The following is a 24,359-nucleotide window of genomic DNA, read 5'->3' as shown; positions in this document are numbered from 1 at the left end:
CCCGCCGGCGCCGCCCTGGGCTCCCCCAGCCCCGCGCCCGCCCCGCCGGGCGCGTCGGCACCCTTCGGGGCGCGCCCCGCGCGGCGCTGGGCCCCCCACTACAGAGATCAAGCTTCCGCTTCGATGCGGCTGCCACTGCCCGCATCAAAGAAGTGCAGCTTCGAAGCGCTCACCTCAACTGCGATCTCCTGCCCGACCTGCGGTAGCTGCTGTGGCGGCACCCGCATGATCAGCGCCTGCTCGCCGTAGCGCAGATTGACGAAAATCTCGTTTCCGACCGGCTCCAACCCTTCGATGTGCGCGTTGAACGCGGCTGCACCACCACCGGGCTGCAAGTGCTCGGGCCGCACGCCAACCACCAGCGGTTTGTCGAACCATTGCGCGCCCAGTGACACGGCGTCGAGTGCAATACCAAGCCCCTCGTCCAACCACAGCATCGCCGAACCTGCTTCATCACGCCGCAGTTGCCCACGCAACATATTCATCGCTGGACTACCGAGGAAGCCTGCAACAAACAGATTGACCGGCCTGTCATACAGCGCCATGGGGGTGTCGATCTGCTGGATCACCCCCTCATTGAGCACGACGATGCGCTGGCCCAGCGTCATCGCCTCGACCTGGTCATGGGTGACATAGATCATCGTGGTGCCCAGTTTGCGATGCAGTTGCGCAATTTCGGTACGCACCGAGTGACGCAGCTTTGCATCCAGATTGGACAGCGGCTCATCCAGCAGGAACACCGCCGGCTCGCGCACCAGCGCACGCCCCAGCGCAACGCGCTGGCGCTGACCACCAGACATCGCGCGCGGCAACTTGTCCAGCATCGACGTCAGACCCAAGGAATCGGCGGCTTCCCGCACACGACGCTGCACCTCGGCCTTGTCGTGGCCGCGCAGCTTCAAACCAAAGCCCAGGTTCTCGGCCACGGTCATATGCGGGTAGAGCGCGTAGTTCTGGAACACCATGGCGATGTCACGATCCTTCGGTGCAACGTCGTTGACCAGCCGCTCGTCGATACGCAGCTGACCAGCACTGATCTCCTCCAGCCCAGCCACCATTCGCAGCAGTGTGGACTTGCCGCAGCCCGACGGCCCCACCAGCACCATCAACTCGCCATCGGCGATGTCGAAACTGGCTCCGGCGACGGCGACCTGACCGTTGTCATACACCTTGCGCACACTGTCGAATTGAACCTTGGCCATCACTACCTCGTTGCGAGTCGAAACCTGGAGCTGGGGAACACTTGCGTTACAACGACAGAACAGTTTCCTGCAATCGTATACATCCGAAACATTGTGCACGGTAAGCATATTCATATGGCACCATCACAGTCGCTCTTACACGGCACCTGCGCTCCGCTGCACGGACCTGCTCCCGCCCTCGCGGCATGCTGCAATGCACAAGTCCAGGCTGCCCACGCCCGCCCCCTCGCGCCGAAGGACGCGGGCGTCCCAATCGCGGCGCAGGCCTTGAAGACGAACAATTGACAACGATGTCATCCGCACCCGAAACTCGCGCAATGCACGACACCCTCTTCCTATTCGGTGCCACAGGCGATCTGGCCCAGCGTTACCTGTTCCCGTCCCTGCTACGCCTGCTTGGCGACGGCCTGCTCCCTGAAGATTTCCGTGTGCGTGCGCTGGCCTTGTCGCCGCATGACACCGAGAAATTCCGCGACCTGCTGCGTCCGCGCCTGGAAGCCGCCATGCCGCACGCCAGCCAGGATGACATCAGCAACCTGCTCAACCGTATCGACTACCGTTCGGTCGACTTGCGCAATGCCGACTCGGTCGCCGAAGCGGTCAAGGACCTGGTCCACCGCAATTGCGTCAGCTATCTGGCGATCCCGCCGGGGCTGTACATCTCCACCTGCGAAGGCCTGGCACTGGGCGGCGCACTGGCTGCACCCAACCGCTTGATGCTGGAAAAGCCGATCGGCTCGGACAGCGACAGCGCCGAGGAGATCCTGCAGTCAATCGGCAAGCTGATCGACGAAGACCGCGTGTTCCGCCTGGACCACTACCTCGGCAAGGCGCCGGTGCAGAACCTGATGGCGCTGCGCTTCGGCAACACCTTGCTGGAAGCGGTATGGAACCGTAACTACATCGCCTCGGTGCACATTCTTGTCGCCGAGAGCGACGGCGTGGATGGCCGCGACTCGTATTACTCACGCTCCGGCGCACTGCGCGACATGGTCCAGAGCCATATCCTGCAGCTGCTGTGCCTGGTGGCGATGGAGCCGCCGGCATCGCTGGAAGCCGACCGCATCCGCGACGAAAAGGTGAAGGTGCTGCGCGCCCTGCGCCCGCTCGACGCCAAGCACGCGGCCAAGGACAGCGTGCGCGGCCGCTACACCGCGGGCACCATCAATGGCCAGCCCGCGCAGGCCTACCAGCCGCCGGAAGGCAGCGAGGCCGAGACCTTTGTCGGCGTCACCGCACATATCGACAACTGGCGCTGGGCTGGCGTGCCGTTCCACCTGGTTACCGGCAAGCGCCTGCCAGAACGCACCACCCGCATCGAGGTCAACCTCAAGCCGGTGACGCATTGGCTGTTTGAGCGCCCCGACCGCAAGAACGCCACCCCCAACCGCCTGACCTTCCAGCTGCAGCCGCAGGAAAACATCCAGCTCGGCCTGATGAGCTCGCTGGCCGGCCCGGAATGGGGAGCGCTGGAACTGCAACCGCTGGAACTGGAACTTTCCGTTCCCACCGGCCTGCACCGTCGCATCGCCTACGAACGCCTGTTCCTGGACGCCTTCAACGGCAACCACGCTCTGTTCGTGCGCGACGATGAAGTCCGTGCCGCCTGGGCCTGGATCGACAGCGTCAGCGATGCCTGGAAGGCCGCCGACCTGCCGATGGAGCCCTACCCGGCCGGCGGCTGGGGACCGCGTCTGGGACAGGACTTCCTGCCCGAATCCATTGCCGCCGAAGCAGGCCCGGAGCAGGGGCTGTGATCCCCAGCACCGACCTGGTACTGGTAGCGGATATTGGTGGCACCAACGCACGCTTCGCGCTGGCTGACCGCGCCGCGGCCGCGCCGCTGGATCAGGGCAGCATCGACGAGTATCCGGTGGCGCAGTTCTCATCGCTGGCCGACGCCGCCGCGCACTACCTGCAGCAGCGTGGGGCGACCGCCAGCAGCGGTGTGTTCGCGGTAGCGGGCCGGGTCGATGGTGACGAAGCACGCATCACCAATCATCCGTGGGTCATCTCGCGCACGCGTACTGCCGAGCAGCTCGGCTTCGAGCAGCTGCATCTGATCAACGACTTCGTCGCCCAGGCCATGTCGATCGCATTGCTCGGCGTTGACGATGTCGTGCAGGTTGGCGGCGCTGGCTGGCAGCCCGCTGCGCTGGGCGAATCACGCAACTACTGCGTGCTTGGCCCCGGCACCGGCCTGGGTGTTGGCGGACTGGTGGTGCGCGATGGTCGCAACTACCCGCTGGCCACCGAAGGCGGCCATGCCAGCTTTGCACCGAACTCGCCCGAACAGATCCGCATCCTGGAAATCCTGTCGGCGCAATTCGGGCGGGTGTCCAACGAACGCCTGGTCTGCGGTCCCGGCCTGGTCAACATCCACCGTGCCATCTGCGAGATGACAGGTACCGATCCGGGCCTGCTGCAACCGGCCGAGGTCAGCGCACGTGCTGCCGAAGGTGATGTGCTGGCGGGTCGAGCGGTCGAAGTATTCCTCGAGATCTTCGGTGCGGTCGCCGGTGACGCGGTGTTGGTACAGGGCGCCTGGGACGGCGTGTTCCTGACCGGTGGACTGGTACCGCGCCTGCTGCAGCAGCTGCAGCATTCCGGCTTCCGTCAACGGTTTGAAAGCAAGGGACGCTTCTCCGCGACCATGTCGCAGATCCCGTCGATGGCCATCACCCATCCCTGCCCCGGCTTGCTGGGCGCCACTGCTTATGCGCTGGACATGCAGCGCGCCAATTCTGGAGTGACCGCATGAACGCCGCTGTTTCCGACCGCATCACACTTGTCCGCCATGCTGACGAAGAGGCCTGGACCGAAGGTGTCGCCAAGGAAATGGCAGCCCTGCTGAGCGCGGAGATCGAGCAGCGCGGGCGCGCCCGCATGCTGCTGTCCGGCGGCACCACGCCGGCTCCCATCTACGAACTGTTGTCCGACCAGGGCCTGGAGTGGGCGCGGGTTGAGGTTGGCCTGGCCGACGAGCGCTGGCTTTCGCCGCAGGACAAGGACAGCAATGCCTGGCTGGTACGTGACAGCTTCCTGCGTCATGCCGAGGGTGCGCATTTTGACCCGCTGGTCCGGGTCGGCCTCCCGATCGCCGAATGCGTACACACCGCCAACCTGCTCGCCACGCATTCACAGCCACCCTGTCTGGTAGTGCTGGGGATGGGCAATGACGGCCATACCGCTTCATTGTTCCCCGGCTCGCCCGACCTGCCGCAGGCACTGCAGAGCAAACACCCTTATGCGGCATTGGATGCGACCGGCTGCCCGGTGGCCAAGCACTGGTCCCTGCGCATCACCTTGACCCCTCATGGCCTGGCGTTGGCCAACCAGCGCCTGCTGCTGGTCCGCGGCAAGCAGAAGCTCGAGGTGCTCAATGCCGCACTTGCCTCCGGCGACGTGAACACCTTCCCGATCCTTGCTGCAATCAATGCGCCCGGCAACAAGCTGCGCGTGCATTGGTGTCCTTGAGCGGGAACCAGCGGATCCGGAACCGGGAATGGACCTCACCTGCCGCTCGCAAGAGCTGGAGATGGTCCTTCCCGAAACAGAGTCCGAAGCCCGCCGCTTTGCCAGCCGCACCTTCCTCCTCATTCCAGCCATAAAGCCATGCATCCGAAAATCCAAGCCATCACCGATCGCATCCGCCAGCGCAGCGCCCCGTCGCGCGCGGCTTATCTGGCCGGGATCGATGCCGCGCTGCGCGAAGGTCCGTTCCGCGCGCGCCTGAGCTGCGGCAACCTGGCCCATGCCTTTGCTGCCTGTGGGCCCACCGACAAGGACCGGCTGCGCGGTGACGTGACGCCCAACCTCGGCATCATCACCTCGTACAACGACATGCTGTCCGCGCACCAGCCGTTCGAGCATTACCCGGAGTTGATCCGTAATGCCGCACGCGAGCTGGGCGCAACCGCCCAGGTTGCCGGCGCGGTGCCGGCGATGTGCGACGGCGTGACCCAGGGCCGTGGCGGCATGGAACTGTCGCTGTTCTCGCGTGACGTGATTGCGCAGGCAACGGCGATTGGCCTCAGCCACGACATGTTCGACGCCACCATCTATCTGGGCGTCTGCGACAAGATCGTACCCGGCCTGCTGATCGGCGCCCTCGCCTTTGGTCACCTTCCGGCGGTGTTCGTGCCGGCCGGGCCGATGACACCGGGCATCCCGAACAAGAAGAAAGCCGAAGTCCGCGAGCGCTACGCCGCAGGCGAAGCTACCCGCGAAGAACTGCTGGAAGCCGAATCCGCCTCGTACCACGCACCGGGTACCTGCACCTTCTATGGCACCGCCAACTCCAACCAGGTCCTGCTGGAAGCGATGGGCGTGCAGCTGCCGGGCGCCTCCTTCGTCAACCCGGAACTGCCGCTGCGCGACGCGCTGACCCGTGCTGCCACCGCACGCGCATTGGAAATAAGCGCGCTCGGCAATGACTTCCGCCCGTTCGGCCACCTGATCGACGAACGCGCCATCGTCAATGCCGTGGTCGCCTTGATGGCGACCGGCGGCTCGACCAACCACACCATCCACTGGATCGCCGTTGCCCGTGCCGCGGGCATCGTGCTCACCTGGGACGACATGGACGAGCTCTCGCAGATCGTGCCGCTGCTGGCCCGCGTCTATCCGAACGGCGAAGCCGATGTGAACCGTTTTGCTGCCGCTGGCGGTCCCGGCTTCGTGTTCCGCGAACTGATGGACGCCGGCCTGATGCACGCCGATGCGACCACGATTGCCGAGGGTGGCATGCGCGCCTTCGCCCAGGAGCCACGTCTCACCGACGGCAAGGTCAGCTACGTGCCCGCCGCTGACGTCAGCGGCGACGAGGAAGTGGTACGCCCCGCCTCCAATCCGTTCGAAGCCCAGGGCGGCCTGCGCCTGCTGCGTGGCAATATCGGCCGCTCGCTGATCAAGTTGTCGGCAGTGAAGCCGCAGTACCGCACGATTGAAGCACCGGCCGTGGTCGTCGATGCGCCGCAGATCCTCAACAAACTACACGCCGCTGGCGCCCTGCCGCAGGACTTCGTCGCGGTGGTGCGCTATCAGGGCCCGCGCTCCAATGGCATGCCGGAGCTGCACTCGCTGGCCCCGCTGCTCGGCCTGCTGCAGAACCAGGGTCGACGCGTCGCATTGGTCACCGATGGTCGTCTCTCCGGCGCCTCCGGCAAGATCCCCGCCGCTATCCACGTTACTCCGGAAGCAGCACGCGGCGGTCCGATCGCGCGTATCCGCGAGGGCGACATCATCCGTCTGGATGGTGAAGCCGGCACCTTGGAAGTACTGGTCGATGCCGCCGAATGGGCTGCCCGCGGCATTGCCGCCAACACCGCGCCGGCCGGCTCGGACATGGGCCGCAACCTGTTCGCGATGAACCGCCGCATCGTCGGCCCGGCCGATCAGGGCGCGATCTCGATCTCCTGCGGCCCGGCCCGTCCGGACGGCAGCTTGTGGGACTACGACGCCGAATACGAACTCGGCCATGACCATGCCGCAGCAGCCGCCCCACACGAAGCCAACGACGCCTGAGATCCAGGATTCGCGTACACCTTTATCAAAGAGGACTCCATGAACATTGCCCAATACCAGGACCGCGCCGAGCAGCTGCTGAGCGCCGCCGGCATCCTGCCCGTCGTTACCGTGCACACCCTCGACCAGGCGCGCTCCGTCAGCGCAGCACTGCTCGAAGGCGGCCTGCCCGCGATTGAACTGACCCTGCGCACGCCGGTGGCAATGGAAGCGCTGGCCATGCTCAAGCGCGAACTGCCGGATGTAGTTGTCGGTGCCGGCACCGTGCTGACCGTCGAGCAGATGCAGCGCTCCATCGATGCCGGTGCCGACTTCATCGTCACCCCGGGCACGCCCGCACACATGGCCGATGCCTTGGCGACTGCGCCGTTGCCGGTGGTTCCGGGCGCTGCATCACCGACCGAACTGCTGGAGCTGGTCGCGCGCGGCTTCCGCATCTGCAAGCTGTTCCCGGCCACCGCCGTTGGTGGCCTGGCGATGATCAAGGGTGTTGCCGGTCCGATTCCGGAGCTCAAGCTCTGCCCCACCGGCGGCATCACCGAAGCCACCGCAGGCGATTACCTGTCGCAGAAGAACGTGGTCTGCATCGGTGGCTCGTGGATGGTGCAGGACAGCTGGATCCGCAATGGCCAATGGGACGAAGTGAAGAAGTCCGCCGCCGCTGCCGCCGCCATCGTCAAACAAGCCCGCGCCGGCTGACACAAATCAGCTTCTAGGTTGTTGTAGGAGCGGCGTCAGCCGCGAAGCCGGCAGCAACCAAACCACCTGCCTCCAATCCTCAAGGCTTCGGTACGGGCTTCGGTACGGGCGTCGGTACTGGCGATGCGTCGCCCGTATGCATCATCAGCTTCGCGGCTGACGCTGCTCCCAAAGGCATTCACCGGGAAAGCTCCTGCCGAGCATGGCTCGGCACTACAGCCGGGCAACGGACGGCTGGTGCATTTGTTTTCTCAGATCCGACGGAAGTTCTTCCTCTCCCTCTCGTCGACTGGCCTGCGCCTCGGTGTTCGAGGCGCAGTTTTTACTCCTCAACGTCTGCTGCGCTCGCTGCGGCGCAGCTCGGCGGGAATCTCGATTTCGACCTTCGCCGGCAGGCTGCCGATATGCAGCTCATTGCCCAGCCACTGCGCCGGTTCGCCATTGATCGTCGCCTCTCCCGGCGTGCCCTCATAAGGCCATTGCAGCAACAGCCCCGCTGCCGGCAAACGCAGTCCTTCGGACACCTGCAAGGTCAACTGCTTGTCACTGCGCTGCAGCGAGTAACTCAACATCCCGTGCGAGGTATTCAAATCCTCGATGGCGATGCCCTTGCCTGCCAGCCAACTGGCGGGCACGCCCGCAGCGAGCACGATCGGACCATCGACATCACGCTCGTACGCGAACATATCCAATGCAGAACGCACGAAGTCCGACGCCACCCAGGCATGCGGCAGGTCGCCGACAAAGAACGGTTGTCGCGGCGTCGATGACACCACTTCGGCCCACTGGTTCCATGCCGGCGGCGCACGGTCCTTGAAGAAGAACTCGGTGGCCTCCCAGGCCCGTGCACGCCAACCCAGGCGCACGAAGGCGCTTACGTTGCGCCACTCGTATGGCGTGTAGTCCTTCCATTGCCGCTTGCCGTCACGGCGCTCGACGAAGTGCTGCCAATAGCGCTCGAAGGTATTGTTCAAAGCGGGCTGCGGCAACCTGCCCTGCTCGCCACCCGGCGCCAACGCGATCGTGGTGGAGGTGGCATCGAAGTCCCCCAGCTCCACCGAACCAGGCAGGTAGTCGATCTTGTGCGCGGCCATCGCAGCGCGCAGCGACTCGTCCAGGTCCTGACGGAACTGATCACGTGATGCAGCCATGGTCAGTGCTTCGGCTTCCAGTCCCAGGGCTACCGCCATGTCGGCAGCGTCCTTGTAACCGCGCAGCGCCCAGAAGTTGTCCCAGTACGAATGCACCGGCTTGGCCGAATAGCCTTCGTGGCTGATCGAGGCCGGCATCATGCCGTAGAAGCCGGCATTGCGCGCACGGTTTTCTTCCGTGCGCTCACTCAGCCGCAGCTGTTCCATGTAGTTCCATGCCATCTGCACACGCGGCCACATCTGCTGCAGGAACGCAGTATCGCCAGTGTGCCGCCAGTACTCGGCGATTGTGTAGATCAACTCACCGTGGCTATCGTTCTCCGGCACTGGATCGCTGCCACGTGCATCCACGCAGCACGGCACCATGCCACTCTCGAACTGATATGGCGCATACCAATCCACGTACTGGCGCACCGCATCGGCGCGCCCCATCCGCAACAGGCCTTCGGAGATCATCGCGCCATCACGGATCCAGCTGCGCGCGTAGGAACGCGTGCCCGGCTGCAGGCTCGGCCCAACCCGCGAGATCAGCATATGTGCGAGTGCGGTGCGCAGCGTATTGGCCAACGGCTGGCCAGCCTCCGGCACGCGCAGCTTGAGCTGATCGAGCTTCTGCCGCCACATCGCTGCGACCTGCTGCTGCGCCTTGTCGGCATCGAACTTGGCCGGCATCTGCCAGTTGCCGGTCTGCGGCAGCACCAACACCACCTCCCGACGCTGTCCCGGCTCCAGCTTCCAGTTGTAGACCAAGGCGCCCGATGCCAAGCCGGTGCCATCGCGAACCTCCTGCGTGATCGGCAAGTCCTTGTCAGCCAGGTGGGTGACAGCCAACTTGCTGTCGAAGCTGCTGGCAAAGCCCGCATCGGCCGGAAGCGACGTATACACGCGCGGCTGACCGTTGACGCTTATCTGCCCGGTCCGCACTGCGAGATTGTCGATGCGGCTGACGCCACCGACGGTGTTGAGGAACTGGCTGGGCGGATTGACCTGGAACGGCCGCACCGCAAGCGCCAGACGATACTCGTGCGCGACCTTGTCGGTGTTGTGCAGCTCATAGCGTGCCACCAGCTGTGCCTGGTCCGGCCGCCCCTGCACGAAGCCAGTGACATTCAAACCGAAGTGATCGTGCTCCCACGCCACCGACGGCATCGGCAGATAGCCGTCCTGCAGACTCTGGCTGGACTTCACCTCCGCCCACCCGATCACCTTGCCATCGAGCACGACGAACGGCTCGATGCTGAAGCCACCTTTCATCGCCTCCAGCGCGCCGTCCTCGCTGATCAGGGCCTGCTCGCGACCGCCGTCCAGGCCGAGGATGGTCCAGTACGGTTGCTCGCCGCTGAAGCCACGCGGCAAGGAACCACGCGGCAGATCGGCAGCAACAGAACGGATGAAATCATTCGGGGTATTGGCAAACGACAGCGGCTTGAGGCTGATGTCGCGGATGCCATAGCGCCAATTCGGGCCATCGACCAGATCGAAGCGCAGGTAGCGCGCCTCGGTCTCCGGCAATGCCAGCCAATCCCTGCCGCCGGTGCCGCTGGTGACTTCACGCAGGGTTTTCCAGTCGCGACCATCCGCGGACGAGCGCACCACGTAACGCGAAGCTTCCAATCCCGGCGCCCATTGCACGACCGCACCACCGAACTCGCGCACCTTGCCCAGGTCCAGGCTGACTGTCTGCTGCTTGACCCCGCCACTGATCCACAACGTGTCCGGTTTGCCGTCGGCGATGCGCTGCTGCAGCGCGGTGGCGGTATCGGCGATCACCGTGGTGGTCAGCGCCGAAGTGTCTTCCTTCGGCAGCGGCTGCAGGGTCAGCTGGTCGAAACAGACCGTGCCGCGGCCGCCGACCTTGCTGTAAATGGTGAACTCCACTGCCGCACTGCGACGCAGGGTCTTGTCCGGGTCCGGCCCCCAGGCTTTCTCGATATGCCGCTTGCGGTAGCTGATGCGGGTCCAGCTCTTCGGGAAGTTGAAACCTGGACGATTGACCCACCAGACATTGTCGCCGCTGGCATCAACCAGCTTGAACTGCAGGTCGTTGGCCGGCGAATCGCCGCGCAGGTCGAAGGACAGCTGGTAGTTCTCAGGCCAGGTCACATCCAACGGACGGCGGATGCCGACGTAGCCGGACACCTCATGGAAGTCATAGTCCAGGCACAACGCACGCCCGCTGTTGCCGGCCACTGGACGCAGCGAACCGCTGACCTGCGGCGAGGTGATCAGCTGCCACGCACCGATATCATCGAACTTGGCGAGCACTGCAGCGCTGGCCGGCGGCACCCACGCCAGCAACAAGCTCAGCAGACCAATCACAAAACGCATATTCATCAGCAAAGTCCCGATTTACCACCAGCAAAACCTGCTGGATTTTCGCAAAGTTCAACGCCATCCGCGGCGGTTTGTTTCGTTTGGAAGTGCAGCGCCACAGCCTGCTTGCGGGCCGCGGCGCGTCAGCCCTTGACGCTGCCCAGCAGCAGGCCCTGGATGTAGTAGCGCTGCAACACCAGGAACAACAACAGCACCGGAAGCACCGTCACCACCGCGCCGGCCATCATCATTTCCACATCCATGATGTGCTCGCGCGACAGGCTGGCCAGCGCCACCGGCAAGGTGTAGTGCTCCTGGTCGGTCAACACGATCAAGGGCCACATGAAATCGTTCCATGCCCCCATGAAGGTGAAGATCGCCAGAGTCACCAGCACCGGTTTGAGCATGGGCAGCACGATCTGGAAGAAGATCCGTTCCTCACTGGCGCCGTCGATGCGCGCCGCTTCCAGCAGTTCATCGGGAATCGAGCGCGCGTACTGGCGCACCAGGAAGATGCCGAACACGCTGGCCAAGGCTGGAATCACCACGCCACCGAAGGTGTTCACCAAGCCCATCTGCTTCATCAGCAGGAACAGCGGCAGCATCGCCACCTGCGCCGGGATCACCAATGCAGCCAGCAGCATCTGGAACAGCCGCTCGCGGCCGGCAAAGCGCAGCTTGGCAAAAGCATAGCCAGCCAGGGTGTTGAACAACAACGACCCCAGGGTGATTGCAACCGACACCAGCAAGCTGTTGACGAAGTTGTTGCCCATGCCGGTGCGGGCGAACAAGGCTTGGTAGTTGGCCACCGTGGTGTGCGCCGGCAGCAACGGCGGCGGGAACTGCGATGCCTGCCCGCTGGGCATGAATGACACCGACAACATCCACGCCAACGGCGCCAGGCTGATCACGGCCAACAGCAACAAGCCACCATTCACCCACCACGCATGCCAACGCGACTGACCGATTTCGCGGCTCATACCGGCCTGGCTCATACCAGCTCCCTGCGCTTGCCGAAGCGCAACATCAACGTGGTCACCGCCAGGATGATCAGGAACAACAGGAAGGCCACGGCCGAGGCGCGCCCCAGGTTCCACCACTTGAAGCCTTCCTCGAACATGAAATAGAGCACGCTCACGGTACTTTGCAGCGGATCACCGCGGGTCATCACATAGGGCTCGGCGAACAACTGGAAGTAACCGGACACGGTGATCACACCGACCACCAGCAGCACCGGCCCCAGCATCGGCAAGGTGATATGCAGGAACTGCTGCCAGCGCGAGGCGCCGTCTATGCGCGCCGCCTCGTACAGGTCCTTGGGGATTGCCTGCAGGCCGGCCAGGAAGATCACCATGTTGTAGCCGAAGTTCTTCCACACCGCGAAGCCGATGATGGTCGGCATTGCCCAGTTCGGGTCACCCAGCCAGTCGATCGGATTGATGCCGACCTGCCCCAGTCCCCAGTTCACCAGCCCGTAGCGGGTGTGGAACAGATAACGCCAGATCACCGCCACCGCCACCAGCGTGGTCACCACCGGCGCGAACAAGGCGGTGCGGAACAGCGCCTTGAAACGCGCGGCCGGGGCGTTGAGCAACAACGCCGCCCCCAGCGAAACAGCGATCGACAAGGGGACCCCGGCGACCACGAAGTACGCGGTATTGCCCAGTGACTTCCAGAACATCGGTGTCTGCAGCAGGTCGATGTAGTTGCCCAGTCCGTTGAAGCGCAGGTTGTGCGGGTCGGCCAAGGCGTAGAGATCGAAGTCGGTCAGGCTCAAGGCCAGCGCCGACAACACAGGCAGACCAAAGAACACGCCGATCACGATCAGCGCCGGTGCGGCAAAGACCCAACCAGCCAGTGAGCCGCGCTTCATGGCGCCGCCTTCGCAGCTGCGCCGGCCGGCTGCTCGACGATCCAACGGCGCTTGGCGAGGATGTCATCCACTTGCTGGTCCAGTTGCTCGACCGCCTTGTCCTGCGGCAGGCCGCCACGCACCACCTGCTCGGTCACCACCCGCATCTGCTGTGCAATACGCTCCCACTCCAACACCTTGGGCGTGGGTTTGACGCGTTCCAGCTGGTCGGCAAACGCGTCTGTCAAAGGATCGTGCTGCAACTCCGGCGACTGCCAGGCGCTGCGGCGCGGTGGCAGGTCACCAATGATCTTGTAGAAGCGCTGCTGGATCGCCGGCCGCGACAGGAACTCGATCAGCTTCCACGCTGCCTCTTTCTTCTGCGAGGACCGGAACACCACCAGGCTGGTGCCACCGGCAATGCCCGCACCAAGCCCGTCCGGACCGGGCAAAGGCGTGGCGCCCCATTCGCCTTCCAGGCCAGGTGGCTGGCGCTGGCGGAACTCGCGGATGTTCCACGGGCCCGACAGGTAGAACGCGGTGAAGCCGCGGAAGAATTCATCCCAGACATTGGATATCTGGGTCTCGGACATCTTCGGCGCCCAGCCCTGCTCGAACATGTTGTCGTAGAAGGCCAGCGTGCGGCGGAAACCGGGGCTGCGGAAATTGCCGCGGGTATCACCATCGCGCAGCAGGGAATCCTCCTGCTGCAGCGCGAACGACAACTGCGGCTCGAACTCGTTCAAGGGCATCAGCACCGGGTAGCCACGCGCGCCCATGACCTTCTTCAACGCTGCGTTCATCTGCTCCCATTCAGCCCAGGTCTTCGGCGGCTGCGCGTAGCCGGCCTGGCGCAGCAGGTCCTTGCGATAGAACAGCAGGCGCGTGTCCACGTACCACGGGATACCGACCAGCTGACCATCGACGACATTGGTATCCCAGATACCGGCGAAGTAGTCGGACTGATCGATGACGGTGGACGTATCGACCAGTGGCTGCAGCGGCGTCAGTGATTGCAAGGTCGCGAATTCGGCGATCCAGGTATTGCCCAGCTGGCAGACATCGGGAAGTCCGTCAGCCGCATACGCCGTCAACAACTTCTCGTGCGCTGCGGTCCACGGAATGTTCTGTACATCGACACGAATGCCCGGGTTCTCCGCCTCGAACTCGCGCACCAGCTCACCGACCACCTCGGCCTCGCGGCCCATCGCCCAGAACCGCAAGGTGGTGCCCTGCTCGGGCTTGGCACAGCCTGCGAGCAGCATCAACAACACGATGGCCAGCGCGCGGATCATTGGTCGCACATCACTGCTTCTTGACCGCAGGCGCTGCCGGCTGCTCACTGGCTGCTTTCTGCCCGGCCGCTGCCGCGGCGCGCGACTCGGCAATCCCTGCGGCCCGCGCCGATGCTGCCTGTTCGTCCTTCTGCAGTGGCTGGAAGCTGTCTTCCGGTGCCAACCAACCGCCAGTGAATCCCGCCCGCTCCAATCCCTTGCGGATGTAGGGGCTCTTTTTCATTACCTCCCACACGAACTCATCGCGGTAGTTGGCGATGCCGGCGAGGATCGGGCCCTGATCGATTGCGATGTAATCGCTGGCCACCCAGCCGCGCTCCGGAATCAGACGCCCGGTCTTGAGCGGAATGTCGTAGCCGAAGCTGGGGTTGAAGGAATCCAGGAAGCCATAGCTGGAGTACAGGTAGTCGCCGTAGCGCTTGTGCATTTCCACCGTTGCCGGGATCACCACTTCCGGCGCGAACGGCAACGAGGAGATCGCCGCCGATGGCACGATGGTGCCGTCGTCGAAGTTCTCGCGCAGGCCGGCGCCGCGCGCCGAGTAGTGGCGGAACTGGCGCTGCTCACCCTTGTAATCCTGGGTGGTGTTCTGCGGGCCGTCGCCTGCGGTCAAACCCCAGACATTGGCGCTGTAATCCTTCCACTGCATCGGGTTCTCAATCGCATACTCGCGCTGGGCCAGGGTAGCGCGACGGCTATTGAGGAAATAGTCGATGCCACGCTCGCGCATGTACGGGTCCTGGATATCGCGGAAGTCGATCCAGACATGGCTGTACTGGTGGCCGAACAAGGGCCCGAACGACAGGTATTCCTGCCCTTGGTACACACCCCAATCGTTGTCATAGGTACGCGTCCACACCGTCCACGCATCGGGCTCGACCGGATGCGTCGGCGACCCCAGGGCCAGGATGTAGAGCATCATCGCTTCGTTGTAGCCCATCCAATCGTGCTGGATGAAGCCGCTCTCCGGGAACCAGCCCATCGACACCAGCGGCTTGTTGCGTTGCAGCCACTGCCAGTCCGTGCGCTTGTAGATCGTGTCGGCAATCTGCCGGATCTCCTTCTCGCGCGGATCGTCCTGGTCGTAATAACTCTGTGCAAACAGCACGCCCATCAACAACAGCGCAGTATCCACGCTGGAGAGTTCCACCCAGCTGTCATAGCGGCGGCCCTGCTGCATGTCGAGGAAGTGGTAGTAGAAACCCTTGTAGCCGCCCTTGCCGGTGCGTTGCGGGCCGCTGGGCAGGTCACGGAAGAACTTCAGCGTGACCAGGGTGCGTTCCACCGCCTGGTTGCGACTGACCCAGCCGTTCTCAATGCCGATCGGGTAGGAGGTCAGTGCGAAACCCACCGAAGCGATGCTGGCGAACGGCCGCGACGGATAACGATCAGGCGTCAGCCCGTTCTGTTCGTTGGTCGTATCCCAGAAGAACTGGAAAGTGCGGCGCTCGATGTCGTCGAACAACGGCGGCAGTTCCGGCTTCATCGGCCGCGGCGGCAGGTCCGCCTCGATCAGGATCACCTGCGGCAAGACCTTCGGCATCGGCGGCTCCGGCGCCTTGCCACAGCCTCCCAACAACGCCAGCCCCATACCGGCGAGAACACAGGCCAACAATTGCGAGGTACGTGACTTGCTCAAGGCGACATCCATCTTGAAAACATAGCACCACATTCACGTGGCGAAGGCGTACTGCATATGGGAAACGTCCCGGCCGAAGGTGCATCGGCCGGGACGGTGCCGCTTACCAGTCCAGACCGAACGACAGCTTGAAGGTACGGGTGGTGTACTGGTCCCAACTATTGATGGCGCCGGTGTCCCAGTTGATGCCGTAGCCGCCCCAATTGGTCCAGTTGAAGGCATTGAGCACGTCGGCGCGCACCTTCAGCTTCAGGTCGGTGCCGGTATCCCAGGTCTTGGTCAACGACATGTCGAACTGCTTGAAGCCCAAGCTGCCGCTTGGCTCCCAGCTGTGCGGGCGCTCGTAGCCGCCGTAGGCAGCGGTTCCGTCGATGTCCCAGCGTTTGATCTTGCTGGCCAGGGTCAGCTTGCCGGACGCACTCATGCCCCACGGCAGATCGGTGAAGCCGCTGACAACCAGGCGATGCTTCGGCGCCCAGGCGCCGTCGAACCAGCCACCCTGCTGGAAGTACCAGCCGTAGACCGGATCCTTTTCGTGGATGTTCTGCTTGGCGTCGGTATAGGTGTAGGCAAGGTTGATGTTCCACGGACTTTCAGCCGTATACGGCTTGTCCAGGCTCAGCAGCAATGCGGTGTTCTTCGATTCGAAACCGTTGGTCGCCACGATCAGCGAACCAAGGCCCGGCAGGCCCGGCGCATTCCACGGGCTGCCGTTGGGAGCGAAAACACCACCATCGGCATAGCGGTTGCCACGCGAGATCAGCAGGCCATCCTTGTAACGGGTGTGCTGGATGGTGGCGGAGCTGTTCCAGTCCTGGCCGATCAGGTTGAAGCTGCTGCGGATGCCCAGGCTGAACTGGTCGGAGTACGGAGTCTTCAACTTGTTGTCGAACATCCACACTTCGCGACCGGCCTCGGTCGAATCGATCAGCGACATCAGGTAGTCGCGATCAAGCAGCTGCGGGCTCCACTCAAGGCAGTCACCGCCAACCACGCAGGCATGGCCCGGCGAGTTGATCTTGAAGCGACGGGTCGGGAAGGTCGCCTTGCTGCGTTCCAGCTGCAGGTAGTCGAACAGGTTGCGATCATAGGAACGACCGACGCCGCCGAACAGCACCAAGCGTTCATCACCACTCAGGTCATAGGAGAAACCAAGACGCGGCTGGATGGCATTCTTGAACGGCTTGCGGTTGTTGCCGGTGCTGATGTAGCGGTTGACGTCGATGCCGCCCAGCGCCAGCGTCTGCGCATAGGTCTGCCCGGCCACGGCGTTGGGGTCCTGGCTGGCCAGCGACGCCAGCACATCCGGCGCGGTGGCGAAGTCCAGGTACGACGGGGTCTTCTCGTAGTCCCAGCGCAAGCCAAGGTTCAAGGTCAGGCGTTCGGTGACATCCCAGTCATCCTGGATGTAGATGCCGAACTGCTTGTTCTTGGAGGTGACCGAACCGCCATCAGTGCCGCCAGCCGGGCTGCCGAAGCGCACGAAGTACGGAACGACGCCGCCCTGGTTGATGTCGTAATAGAACTGCGGGTTGTAGGGCTGCTGCTCGATGGTATCGAGATCAACCTGCTTGTACTTCACACCAAACTTGAGCGTATGCCCTTCCCAACCGAAGAAGGTGGTGTCGTTCTGGAACGACCAACCCTTCTGGCCCTTGTCTTGCAGGCCGCCATCGCCGGCACCGATGCGGTAGATCTGCTTGCCATCATCACCACTGCCATCGGTCAGCACGGCACCGTTGCCGAAATTCACTGGCGCCTTGGTCCAGAACGCTTTTTCGTAGGTCAGGTGCGAATCGCTGAGCCAGTTGGTGCTGGAGTACTGCCAGCGCAAGTCGTAACGATCTTCGGTCACACCGGTATCGGTGCCGTAGCTGCTTGCGCTCTGCCCACCGACATTGCCGATCTCGCTTTCCTCACGGCGCTTGTAGGTGAACTCAAGCAGGTTGGCATCATTCACCGACCAGTCCAACTTGCCGAAGTACAGGTCTTCCTTGAATGGCGTTGCAGTGGCACCGAGCTGGTCGCGCCAGGCCTGCGGCAGATCGCTGGCCGTGCGACCTTCGCCCGGCTTCAGGTCCTGCGGCGCGTTGTATTCCTTGCCTTCATAGGTGACGAAGAAGTGGGCCTTGTCCTGCACGATGGGGCCGCCGAAGCTGGCGCCGTACTGCTTCTCACCGGAACGGGTCTTGCCGACGCCGTTCTTCTCGCTCTCACGCGGTTCGCGCCAATCCTGGTTGGTGTAATCCCAGAAGAACGAGCCCTTGAACTCATTGGTGCCGGACTTGGTCACCGCCGTCACCGCGGCCGAGCTGATCTGGTCGTACTCGGCCTTGTAGTTCGAGGTGATGACCTTGTACTCGCCGATGGCCAACTGCGGGAAGGGATTGCCGCGGCTGGCATCCTGGCCGGTGATGCCGCCCTGGGTGACGTAGTTCTTCTGCCCCACGCCATCGATGTAAACGTTGACGTTGTTGGCGCTCTGCACGCCGCCACGCAGCTTGGTCGAGCCGTTGGCCGGATTCTGCTCGAACGCCATGCCCGGCACGGTGTCGGCGAATGCCAGGAAGTTACGCGTGCCCTGCGGCAGCGCCTGGATCTGCTGCGGCGTGATGTAGGTGGCGATTTCCGAGGTCTTGGTCTCGATCGGCGCCTGCGCGGTGACCTGCACCGCGTCCAGCGTGGTTGCCGAGCCACCGCCGGTTTCAGCCACACCACCAACGCCCAGATTCACTGTCGCGGTCTGGCCGACCTGCACGGTGATGTTCTGGCTGCTGGTCTTGCCGCCGGCATTGACGTCGATCTTGTAGGTGCCCGGCGGCAAGCCAGCCAACGAGTAGCTGCCATTGCCGCTGCTCTGCACGCTGCGGCTCAAACCAGTGGCGGTATTGGTGGCGGTGATCTGCGCCTGCGCGGCGGGGGCCGAGTCAGCCATCACCTGGCCGCGGATGGTCGCACTGGTGCTCTGCGCGAATGCGGGTGTTACGCCCAGCAGCAGGCATGCAGTCAGCGCGCTGCTGAGCAGCTTGCGTGTGGGGGTGGATTTCCGAGCATTGTTGTTCATTCTTTACCTCTCCCGAAGCGGCGGCATGGGCCGCGAGGAACGTTTTGTGGGGAACCATCCCGGTCTATCGCCGGGTCAAGGGAGGTCGCGCGCGGCAGTAGAGTCGCGTACGACCAAGGCTGGGACCAGGGTTACGGCCGGCGCTGCCTGCGCCTGCCCGCTATCGATCATCTGCACCAACTGCAGCATCGCCCGCTCGCCCAACTCGGCGATGCTGACCTGCATCGTTGTCAAAGCAGGGTGAACAAAGCGCGCCAAGGGAATGTCATCAAAGCCGGCCAGCGCCACTTGCGCAGGCACTTTCATGCCCGCCTGCGAGAACGCGTACAGGCACCCCAGGGCCATCATGTCGTTGGCGGCAAACACCGCATCAGGAAGTGCAGCGCCTGCCAATAATGCCAATCCGGCCTGATGACCGGAGGCTTCATCGAAATTGCCAGGCAGCTCGATAGCTTCCACCTCGCCATCGAACGCCGCCATCGCCTCACGGAAACCGAGCAGGCGCTGCTGCGCATCATGGTTGTGCGCCGGCCCGCAGATGAAGGCGATGCGGCGATGCCCGCCTTCAAGCAGATGTCGGGTCATGCTCAGCGCACCGGCATGGTCATCGATGCTGAAGAGCGGGTACTGCGCATTGGCCAACGGCGTGTTGATCAAGACCGTTGGCAACGCTGGCGGCAGGTTGTCGACCAGGAAATCGGAGTCACCTGCGTAAGGCGAAAGGACCAGCAAGCCGTCAACGCGCCCGCGCATGGCCTGCAGCACCGAACCTTGCTGTTGCTGGTCGCCGTGATAGCTGGACACCAACAGATGCCGGCGATGGGCGCTGGCCACACCGTCGATGCCGCGCATCAGCTCGGAAAAAAACTCACCGTACAGGTCGGGAAGTACCACACCGACTGTCTGGGTACTGCGGCTGCTCAGGCTGCGGGCCGCAGCGTGCGGGGTGTAGCGCAGCCGGCTGGCCACTTCCAGCACCAGCTTGCGGACCGGCGCGGCGACATTGTCATGGCCATTGAGGGCACGTGACACGGTTGCGACGGAGACATTCGCCTCACGGGCAACATCCTTGATCGTTATTGCCGACTTCGCCACTGGCCTACCCACCGCAGTACAGGGTCGGGCGGACTGTAAACGTTTTCAAACGCATTTGTAAACAGTTCGTTAGCTGAACTTGGCCCGCCTGGACAACATCTGTCCCGACCACTTCCACGGGAACCCTGCAATGACCCATTCCCTTCAGCCAGCCCCGCCCAGCTCCTGCGGCGTCAACGCCTTGATCGACAACGCGTGGATATCCGTCTCCATCATCTCGCCGAGTGCGGCATACACCGCACGATGCCTGGCGAGCGGCGCCTTGCCGGCGAAGGCCTCACTGACCACCATGACCTTGAAATGACCACGTCCATCGCTGGCCCCGGCATGGCCGGCATGACGGTGGCTATCGTCCTTCACTTCCAGCTGCAGCGGCGCAAAAGCGGCCTGCAGGGCCGCCTGGATCCGCTCGACCCGGCTCATGGCAGCACCTTGCGGAATGGACGCACGTCCACACGGGTGTAGACACCAGCAGCCACATACGGGTCGGCATCGGCCCAGGCCCTTGCGGCGGAAAGGTCTTCAAAGCTGGCAATCACCACGCTGCCACTGAAACCAGCCGGACCCGGGTCTTCCGCGTCAATTGCAGGACAGGGACCGGCCAAAAGCAGTCGCCCCTGGTCAAGCAATGTCTGCAACCGCGCCAGGTGTGCCGCCCGCGCCTGCAACCGCGCCGCCAGCACATCCTCTCCGTCATAGCCCTCGATTACGTACCACACTGGCCTTTCTCCGCTTGTCTGCTGAATGGAAGGATGCCAAGTCTAGCGTCACAAGGCTGGACACCGCCCTGCCCGGGCGATTACTCTTTAGTCCATTGCACGCAGCCGGCCAGTAGCCGCCCGGTGCGGTAGCGGGCCAGGCCCGCCACCCAACCACTGGAGCGCATCACTTCCCGGACCGCGTAGACGACCTCCTCGTAATGACGTTGCCGCTGATCCTGCGGCGCGCCTTGTTGTTCATGTGTGGAAGCGCGCCAAACAAGCGCGAGTAGCTCGTAATACATGGGCTGGAATGCTCCCGGGCGGGAACCTGGGGCGCGTCCGGTTCGCAATACCCCGAATGTCGACCTGATGACTTCCGAACTCGCGCACGACGCGAACCCGCCAGCGCAGCATCCCTTACCGCAGCAGCAGGAAATGCCGCTGGCGATGGTGCATGGCCAACCGGTACTGCAGATCCCACAGGATCTGTACATTCCACCGGATGCACTGGAAGTCATTCTCGACGCCTTCGAGGGCCCGCTGGATCTACTGCTTTACCTGATCCGCCGGCAGAACCTGGACATCCTGGATATCCCGGTCGCCGAGATCACCAAGCAATACGTGGAATACATCAATGTCATGCAGGAGCTGCGCTTCGAACTGGCGGCCGAATACCTGGTGATGGCGGCGATTCTTGCTGAAGTGAAGTCGCGCATGCTGTTGCCGCGCCCACCCAGCATCGAAGGCGAAGAAGCAGATCCACGCGCCGAACTGGTGCGCCGTCTGCAGGAATACGAACGCTTCAAGCAGGCCGCCGAGGATATCGACAGCCTGCCCCGGCAGGACCGCGACACCAGCCTGGCGCACGCCTTCGTGCCAGAGCGTGTACTGGTCAAGACTCCGCCGCCGGTGGAATTGAAGGAAATGCTGCTGGCGCTGCATGACGTACTCAAGCGCGCCGAGCTGTTCAGCGGCCACGCGATCAAGCGCGAGGCACTGAGTGTGCGGCAGCGCATGGGTGACGTGCTCGCCCTGCTGGAGGGCGACAAGTTCTACCGTTTTGAAAGTCTGTTCACCGCCGAAGAAGGCAAGCTCGGCGTCCTGGTCACCTTCCTTGCAGTACTGGAGTTGGCCAAGGAGCAACTGCTCGACATCGTGCAGGAAGCCCCGCTCGCCCCGATTTATGTGAAGTCCCTGGCCACTGGCAACACCAACGCACCGCTGCAGTTCTCCAGCGAGTTCGATGACGCTGACACTCCCGCCTGAGCAACCGACCCAACGCATGGATCAACCGCTGATCAACCGCATTGTCGAAGGCGCCCTGCTTGCTTCCAGCCAGCCGGTCACCTTGGCGCAACTGCAGGGGCTGTTTCCCGAAGATGAGCCGGCACCGCCGGGCAGCATCGAACGGGCATTGGAACTGCTGCGCGAAGGCTGCGCGGGCCGCGGCGTGGAACTGACGGAGGTGGCCTCGGGCTACCGCTACCAGATCACCAGCGAAGTGCACGGCTGGGTGTCGCGGCTATGGACCGAACGCAAGACCCGTTACACCCGTGCCACGCTGGAAACCCTGGCCTTGATCGCCTACCGGCAGCCCATCACCCGCGGCGAGATTGAACAGGTACGCGGCGTGGCAGTGAGCAGCAACATCATCCAGGCCCTGGAAGAGCGCGAGTGGATCCGGGTCATCGGCCACCGTGACGTGCCTGGCAAGCCCGCCTTGTTCGGCACCACCAAGGGCTTCCTGGACTACTTCGGGCTCAAACGCCTGGACGAACTTCCGCCGCTGTCCGAACTGCGCGACATCGGCGAGCTGGAACCGCAACTACCGCTGGATGGCGACGGCCAACCAGCTGCCCCGCTTGCCGCTGGTGCCGCCTCGCCGCAAGGCCTGGATGCCGCCAACGACAGCGACCCCACACCCGCAGCTACGCCAGGATCCCCGGATTCGAACGCAGCTGCATCCAACACCGCCTTCACCGGCGAACCCGACGCCGCGCCGGGAGAGCGCGCGGCGGAAGTGGAAAAAACTGAAAACAACGCCGTCGCGACGACGACCGTGGCTGTTGATGTAGCCGATTCCGAACCACAGGCCGACGCGGAAAACGCCGGCCGGAGCCAAACAGATGAGTGACACCCCGCGTAAATCTTCGTTGAACAAGCTCTCGCTCAAGCGCGAGGCCGACACCGACCAACAGCCCAAGCTCGAAGAGCGCCTGCACAAGGTCCTGGCCCAGGCCGGCCTCGGCTCGCGCCGTGCGCTGGAGCAGCGCATCGCCGACGGCCTGGTCAAGGTCAACGGCGAAGTCGCCAAAACCGGTATGTCGATCAAGAGCGGCGACAAGATCGACCTCGACGGTCGCAGCTTCGTCGCCAGCGCGCTGACCGACCCGTCGCGCGTGCTGATCTACAACAAGCCCGAAGGCGAAGTCACCACCCGTGACGATCCCGAAGGCCGCCCGACCGTATTCGAAGCGCTGCCGCCGTTGAAGGGCGCACGCTGGATCGCCATCGGCCGCCTCGACATCAACACCACCGGCTTGCTGCTGGCTACCACCGACGGTGAACTCGCCAACGCGATGATGCACCCGTCGTTCGAAGTCGAGCGCGAGTACGTGGTACGTGTGCGTGCGCCGGAAGGCGAAGAGAAGGTCTCCGACGAAATCGTCGAGCGCCTTGGCCGCGGCGTGCTGCTGGAAGACGGCGGCGCCAAGTTCGACGAAGTCGAGCGCATTGGCGGCACCGATTCGCACGACTGGTTCCGCGTGGTCGTCAAGGAAGGCCGCAACCGTGAAGTGCGCCGCCTGTGGGAATCGCAGGGCTGCCAGGTCAGCCGCCTGAAGCGCACCCGCTACGGCAAGATCGAGCTGCCGCGCGACCTGATGCGCGGCAAGTCGGTGGAACTGACCACCCAGCAGGTCGACGCACTGCGCGCCCAGCTGAAGCTAGAAGAAGGCACCCCGTCGGCACTGACCCTGCAGCCGGTGATCGGCCAGCGCAAGGCGGTCAAGACCACCCTGCGCGTGTCGCGCGATGGCGGCCGCGGCAATGCCTACGTCAACGGCCACAACACTGCCGATGAAGGCCGCGAACTGCGTCGCTTCGACAACGTGCGCGAAGACCGCGGCGGCCGCGGCCGTGGCAACAGCGGCGGCTACAAGGGCGGCCTGACGGTCAGCGGCGAAGCCGCAGCCAAGCAGTCGCAGAAGCCGTTCAAGCAGCGCAAGCCCGCAGGCGACCGCAGCCTGCCGGACGGCAACCCGGCCGCGTTCCGCACCTGGTACGTGCCGGACGGTGTCAGCACCGGCCCGAGCGGCCACCGCAATGCAGGTCCCGGCGCAGCACGCGGCCCGGGCGGCAATCGTGGTCCGGGTCGCGGCCCGGCCGCCGATGGCCAGGCACGCCCCTACGGCAAACCGCGTCCGGGCGGCGCCCCGGGTGCCAGCCGTGGCGGCCCCGGCCAGGGTCGCCCGCAGGGCGCAGGCGGCCAGGGCGCAGGCCAGGGCCAGCGCAAGCATCCGTACGGTCACCCGGGCAATGCCCCGAGCTTCCCCTCCGATCACGCCACCCCGGGCTACAGCCCCTACGGCGCACGCCCGGCCGGCGGCCGCCCGAGTGGTGGCAACCGTGGCCCAGGCGGCCCGGGTGGTCGCCCCTCTGGCGGTCCGCGTCCGGGTGGTAACCGCCCCGGCGGCGCAGGCCGCCCAGGTGGCGGCGGCCGTCCTGGCGGCGGCAACCGCGGTCCGCGCGGCGCCTGATCCACAACGCAGCTGACGCGCCTCACCGCGCAACGCCGCAAGCAAACGCCCGGTGCACCTTGCA

19 protein-coding genes are annotated in these 24,359 nt (G+C 64.1%); 8 read left to right on the top strand and 11 right to left on the bottom strand.

Features of this window, described 5'->3' with window-relative positions; genetic code table 11:
- Positions 1-107: 107 nt before the first annotated feature.
- Positions 108-1,202, bottom strand: coding sequence for an ABC transporter ATP-binding protein (locus AC1VWL_RS09420; protein ID WP_482986486.1), 1,095 nt, complete (start codon positions 1,200-1,202; stop codon positions 108-110).
- A 185-nt stretch (positions 1,203-1,387) separates the two neighbouring features.
- Between AC1VWL_RS09420 and zwf the strand changes: the two genes are divergently transcribed.
- The 5 genes from zwf to eda all read left to right on the top strand — a co-directional run bounded on the left by zwf (position 1,388) and on the right by eda (position 7,427).
- Positions 1,388-2,959: a glucose-6-phosphate dehydrogenase gene (zwf, locus tag AC1VWL_RS09415; protein WP_482986485.1), complete on the top strand. Its 1,572-nt coding sequence runs from the start codon at positions 1,388-1,390 to the stop codon at positions 2,957-2,959.
- A complete protein-coding gene (gene glk / locus AC1VWL_RS09410) occupies positions 2,956-3,963 on the top strand; it encodes a glucokinase (protein WP_482986484.1) in 1,008 nt (335 codons plus the stop codon). Before zwf ends, glk begins: the two co-directional genes overlap by 4 nt.
- Positions 3,960-4,679, top strand: coding sequence for a 6-phosphogluconolactonase (pgl, locus tag AC1VWL_RS09405; protein WP_481615693.1), 720 nt, complete (start codon positions 3,960-3,962; stop codon positions 4,677-4,679). Before glk ends, pgl begins: the two co-directional genes overlap by 4 nt.
- 138 nt (positions 4,680-4,817) lie before the next feature.
- Complete coding sequence (edd, locus tag AC1VWL_RS09400) at positions 4,818-6,728, top strand: phosphogluconate dehydratase (RefSeq protein WP_482986483.1); 1,911 nt, start codon at positions 4,818-4,820, stop codon at positions 6,726-6,728.
- A 39-nt stretch (positions 6,729-6,767) separates the two neighbouring features.
- The gene (gene eda / locus AC1VWL_RS09395) at positions 6,768-7,427 is read left to right on the top strand and encodes a bifunctional 4-hydroxy-2-oxoglutarate aldolase/2-dehydro-3-deoxy-phosphogluconate aldolase (RefSeq protein WP_481615692.1); all 660 of its coding nucleotides are present in this window, start codon (positions 6,768-6,770) and stop codon (positions 7,425-7,427) included.
- A gap of 329 nt (positions 7,428-7,756) precedes the next feature.
- Here the strand turns inward: eda and AC1VWL_RS09390 are convergent, their stop codons facing one another.
- The 10 genes from AC1VWL_RS09390 to AC1VWL_RS09345 form a co-directional block, all read right to left on the bottom strand.
- On the bottom strand, positions 7,757-10,906 hold the full coding sequence (locus AC1VWL_RS09390; RefSeq protein WP_482986491.1) for a discoidin domain-containing protein: 3,150 nt from the start codon (positions 10,904-10,906) through the stop codon (positions 7,757-7,759).
- Positions 10,907-11,034: 128 nt separating this feature from the next.
- The gene (locus tag AC1VWL_RS09385) at positions 11,035-11,871 is read right to left on the bottom strand and encodes a carbohydrate ABC transporter permease (protein WP_482986490.1); all 837 of its coding nucleotides are present in this window, start codon (positions 11,869-11,871) and stop codon (positions 11,035-11,037) included.
- Positions 11,872-11,882: 11 nt separating this feature from the next.
- Positions 11,883-12,764, bottom strand: coding sequence for a carbohydrate ABC transporter permease (locus AC1VWL_RS09380; RefSeq protein ID WP_481533074.1), 882 nt, complete (start codon positions 12,762-12,764; stop codon positions 11,883-11,885).
- Entirely contained in the window at positions 12,761-14,035 is a 1,275-nt protein-coding gene (locus tag AC1VWL_RS09375) for a sugar ABC transporter substrate-binding protein (RefSeq protein ID WP_482986489.1), read from the bottom strand. Before AC1VWL_RS09375 ends, AC1VWL_RS09380 begins: the two co-directional genes overlap by 4 nt.
- Before the next feature lie 13 nt (positions 14,036-14,048).
- Entirely contained in the window at positions 14,049-15,581 is a 1,533-nt protein-coding gene (locus AC1VWL_RS09370) for a glucoamylase family protein (RefSeq protein ID WP_482986488.1), read from the bottom strand.
- A 199-nt stretch (positions 15,582-15,780) separates the two neighbouring features.
- A complete protein-coding gene (locus tag AC1VWL_RS09365; RefSeq protein ID WP_482986482.1) occupies positions 15,781-18,741 on the bottom strand; it encodes a TonB-dependent receptor in 2,961 nt (986 codons plus the stop codon).
- 75 nt (positions 18,742-18,816) lie between these two features.
- On the bottom strand, positions 18,817-19,836 hold the full coding sequence (locus AC1VWL_RS09360; protein ID WP_482986481.1) for a LacI family DNA-binding transcriptional regulator: 1,020 nt from the start codon (positions 19,834-19,836) through the stop codon (positions 18,817-18,819).
- 144 nt (positions 19,837-19,980) lie between these two features.
- Entirely contained in the window at positions 19,981-20,259 is a 279-nt protein-coding gene (locus AC1VWL_RS09355; protein WP_481533071.1) for a BolA family protein, read from the bottom strand.
- A complete protein-coding gene (locus AC1VWL_RS09350) occupies positions 20,256-20,555 on the bottom strand; it encodes a YciI family protein (protein WP_282270223.1) in 300 nt (99 codons plus the stop codon). The genes AC1VWL_RS09355 and AC1VWL_RS09350 overlap by 4 nt, the downstream gene beginning before the upstream one ends.
- 80 nt (positions 20,556-20,635) lie before the next feature.
- The gene (locus AC1VWL_RS09345; RefSeq protein ID WP_482986480.1) at positions 20,636-20,839 is read right to left on the bottom strand and encodes a hypothetical protein; all 204 of its coding nucleotides are present in this window, start codon (positions 20,837-20,839) and stop codon (positions 20,636-20,638) included.
- Positions 20,840-20,906: 67 nt separating this feature from the next.
- Here AC1VWL_RS09345 and AC1VWL_RS09340 point away from each other — a divergent pair, with 67 nt between their 5' ends.
- Genes AC1VWL_RS09340 through AC1VWL_RS09330 form a run of 3 tightly spaced genes read left to right on the top strand, consistent with a single transcriptional unit; the run spans position 20,907 to position 24,295 of the window.
- A complete protein-coding gene (locus AC1VWL_RS09340) occupies positions 20,907-21,803 on the top strand; it encodes a segregation and condensation protein A (protein ID WP_482986479.1) in 897 nt (298 codons plus the stop codon).
- Between the two features lie 16 nt (positions 21,804-21,819).
- Positions 21,820-22,671, top strand: coding sequence for an SMC-Scp complex subunit ScpB (scpB, locus tag AC1VWL_RS09335; RefSeq protein ID WP_481533069.1), 852 nt, complete (start codon positions 21,820-21,822; stop codon positions 22,669-22,671).
- Positions 22,664-24,295, top strand: a complete 1,632-nt coding sequence (locus tag AC1VWL_RS09330) for a pseudouridine synthase (protein WP_482986478.1) — start codon at positions 22,664-22,666, stop codon at positions 24,293-24,295. Before scpB ends, AC1VWL_RS09330 begins: the two co-directional genes overlap by 8 nt.
- Positions 24,296-24,359: the final 64 nt, after the last annotated feature.

The organism is Stenotrophomonas sp. STEN063 (assembly GCF_056854515.1).
Note: the sequence above shows the minus strand (reverse complement) of the source record. Positions and strands in the feature narration are given on the sequence as shown.

What these genes read in the sequence shown, in the direction of transcription:
- AC1VWL_RS09420 (WP_482986486.1), bottom strand. Translation starts at nt 1,202, where the DNA reads ATGGCCAAGGTTCAATTCGACAGTGTGCGCAAGGTGTATGACAACGGT.
- zwf (WP_482986485.1), top strand. Translation starts at nt 1,388, where the DNA reads ATGCTGCAATGCACAAGTCCAGGCTGCCCACGCCCGCCCCCTCGCGCC.
- pgl (WP_481615693.1), top strand. Translation starts at nt 3,960, where the DNA reads ATGAACGCCGCTGTTTCCGACCGCATCACACTTGTCCGCCATGCTGAC.
- edd (WP_482986483.1), top strand. Translation starts at nt 4,818, where the DNA reads ATGCATCCGAAAATCCAAGCCATCACCGATCGCATCCGCCAGCGCAGC.
- eda (WP_481615692.1), top strand. Translation starts at nt 6,768, where the DNA reads ATGAACATTGCCCAATACCAGGACCGCGCCGAGCAGCTGCTGAGCGCC.
- AC1VWL_RS09390 (WP_482986491.1), bottom strand. Translation starts at nt 10,906, where the DNA reads ATGCGTTTTGTGATTGGTCTGCTGAGCTTGTTGCTGGCGTGGGTGCCG.
- AC1VWL_RS09385 (WP_482986490.1), bottom strand. Translation starts at nt 11,871, where the DNA reads ATGAGCCGCGAAATCGGTCAGTCGCGTTGGCATGCGTGGTGGGTGAAT.
- AC1VWL_RS09380 (WP_481533074.1), bottom strand. Translation starts at nt 12,764, where the DNA reads ATGAAGCGCGGCTCACTGGCTGGTTGGGTCTTTGCCGCACCGGCGCTG.
- AC1VWL_RS09370 (WP_482986488.1), bottom strand. Translation starts at nt 15,581, where the DNA reads ATGCCGAAGGTCTTGCCGCAGGTGATCCTGATCGAGGCGGACCTGCCG.
- AC1VWL_RS09365 (WP_482986482.1), bottom strand. Translation starts at nt 18,741, where the DNA reads ATGAACAACAATGCTCGGAAATCCACCCCCACACGCAAGCTGCTCAGC.
- AC1VWL_RS09355 (WP_481533071.1), bottom strand. Translation starts at nt 20,259, where the DNA reads ATGAGCCGGGTCGAGCGGATCCAGGCGGCCCTGCAGGCCGCTTTTGCG.
- AC1VWL_RS09345 (WP_482986480.1), bottom strand. Translation starts at nt 20,839, where the DNA reads ATGTATTACGAGCTACTCGCGCTTGTTTGGCGCGCTTCCACACATGAA.
- AC1VWL_RS09340 (WP_482986479.1), top strand. Translation starts at nt 20,907, where the DNA reads ATGACTTCCGAACTCGCGCACGACGCGAACCCGCCAGCGCAGCATCCC.
- scpB (WP_481533069.1), top strand. Translation starts at nt 21,820, where the DNA reads ATGGATCAACCGCTGATCAACCGCATTGTCGAAGGCGCCCTGCTTGCT.
- AC1VWL_RS09330 (WP_482986478.1), top strand. Translation starts at nt 22,664, where the DNA reads ATGAGTGACACCCCGCGTAAATCTTCGTTGAACAAGCTCTCGCTCAAG.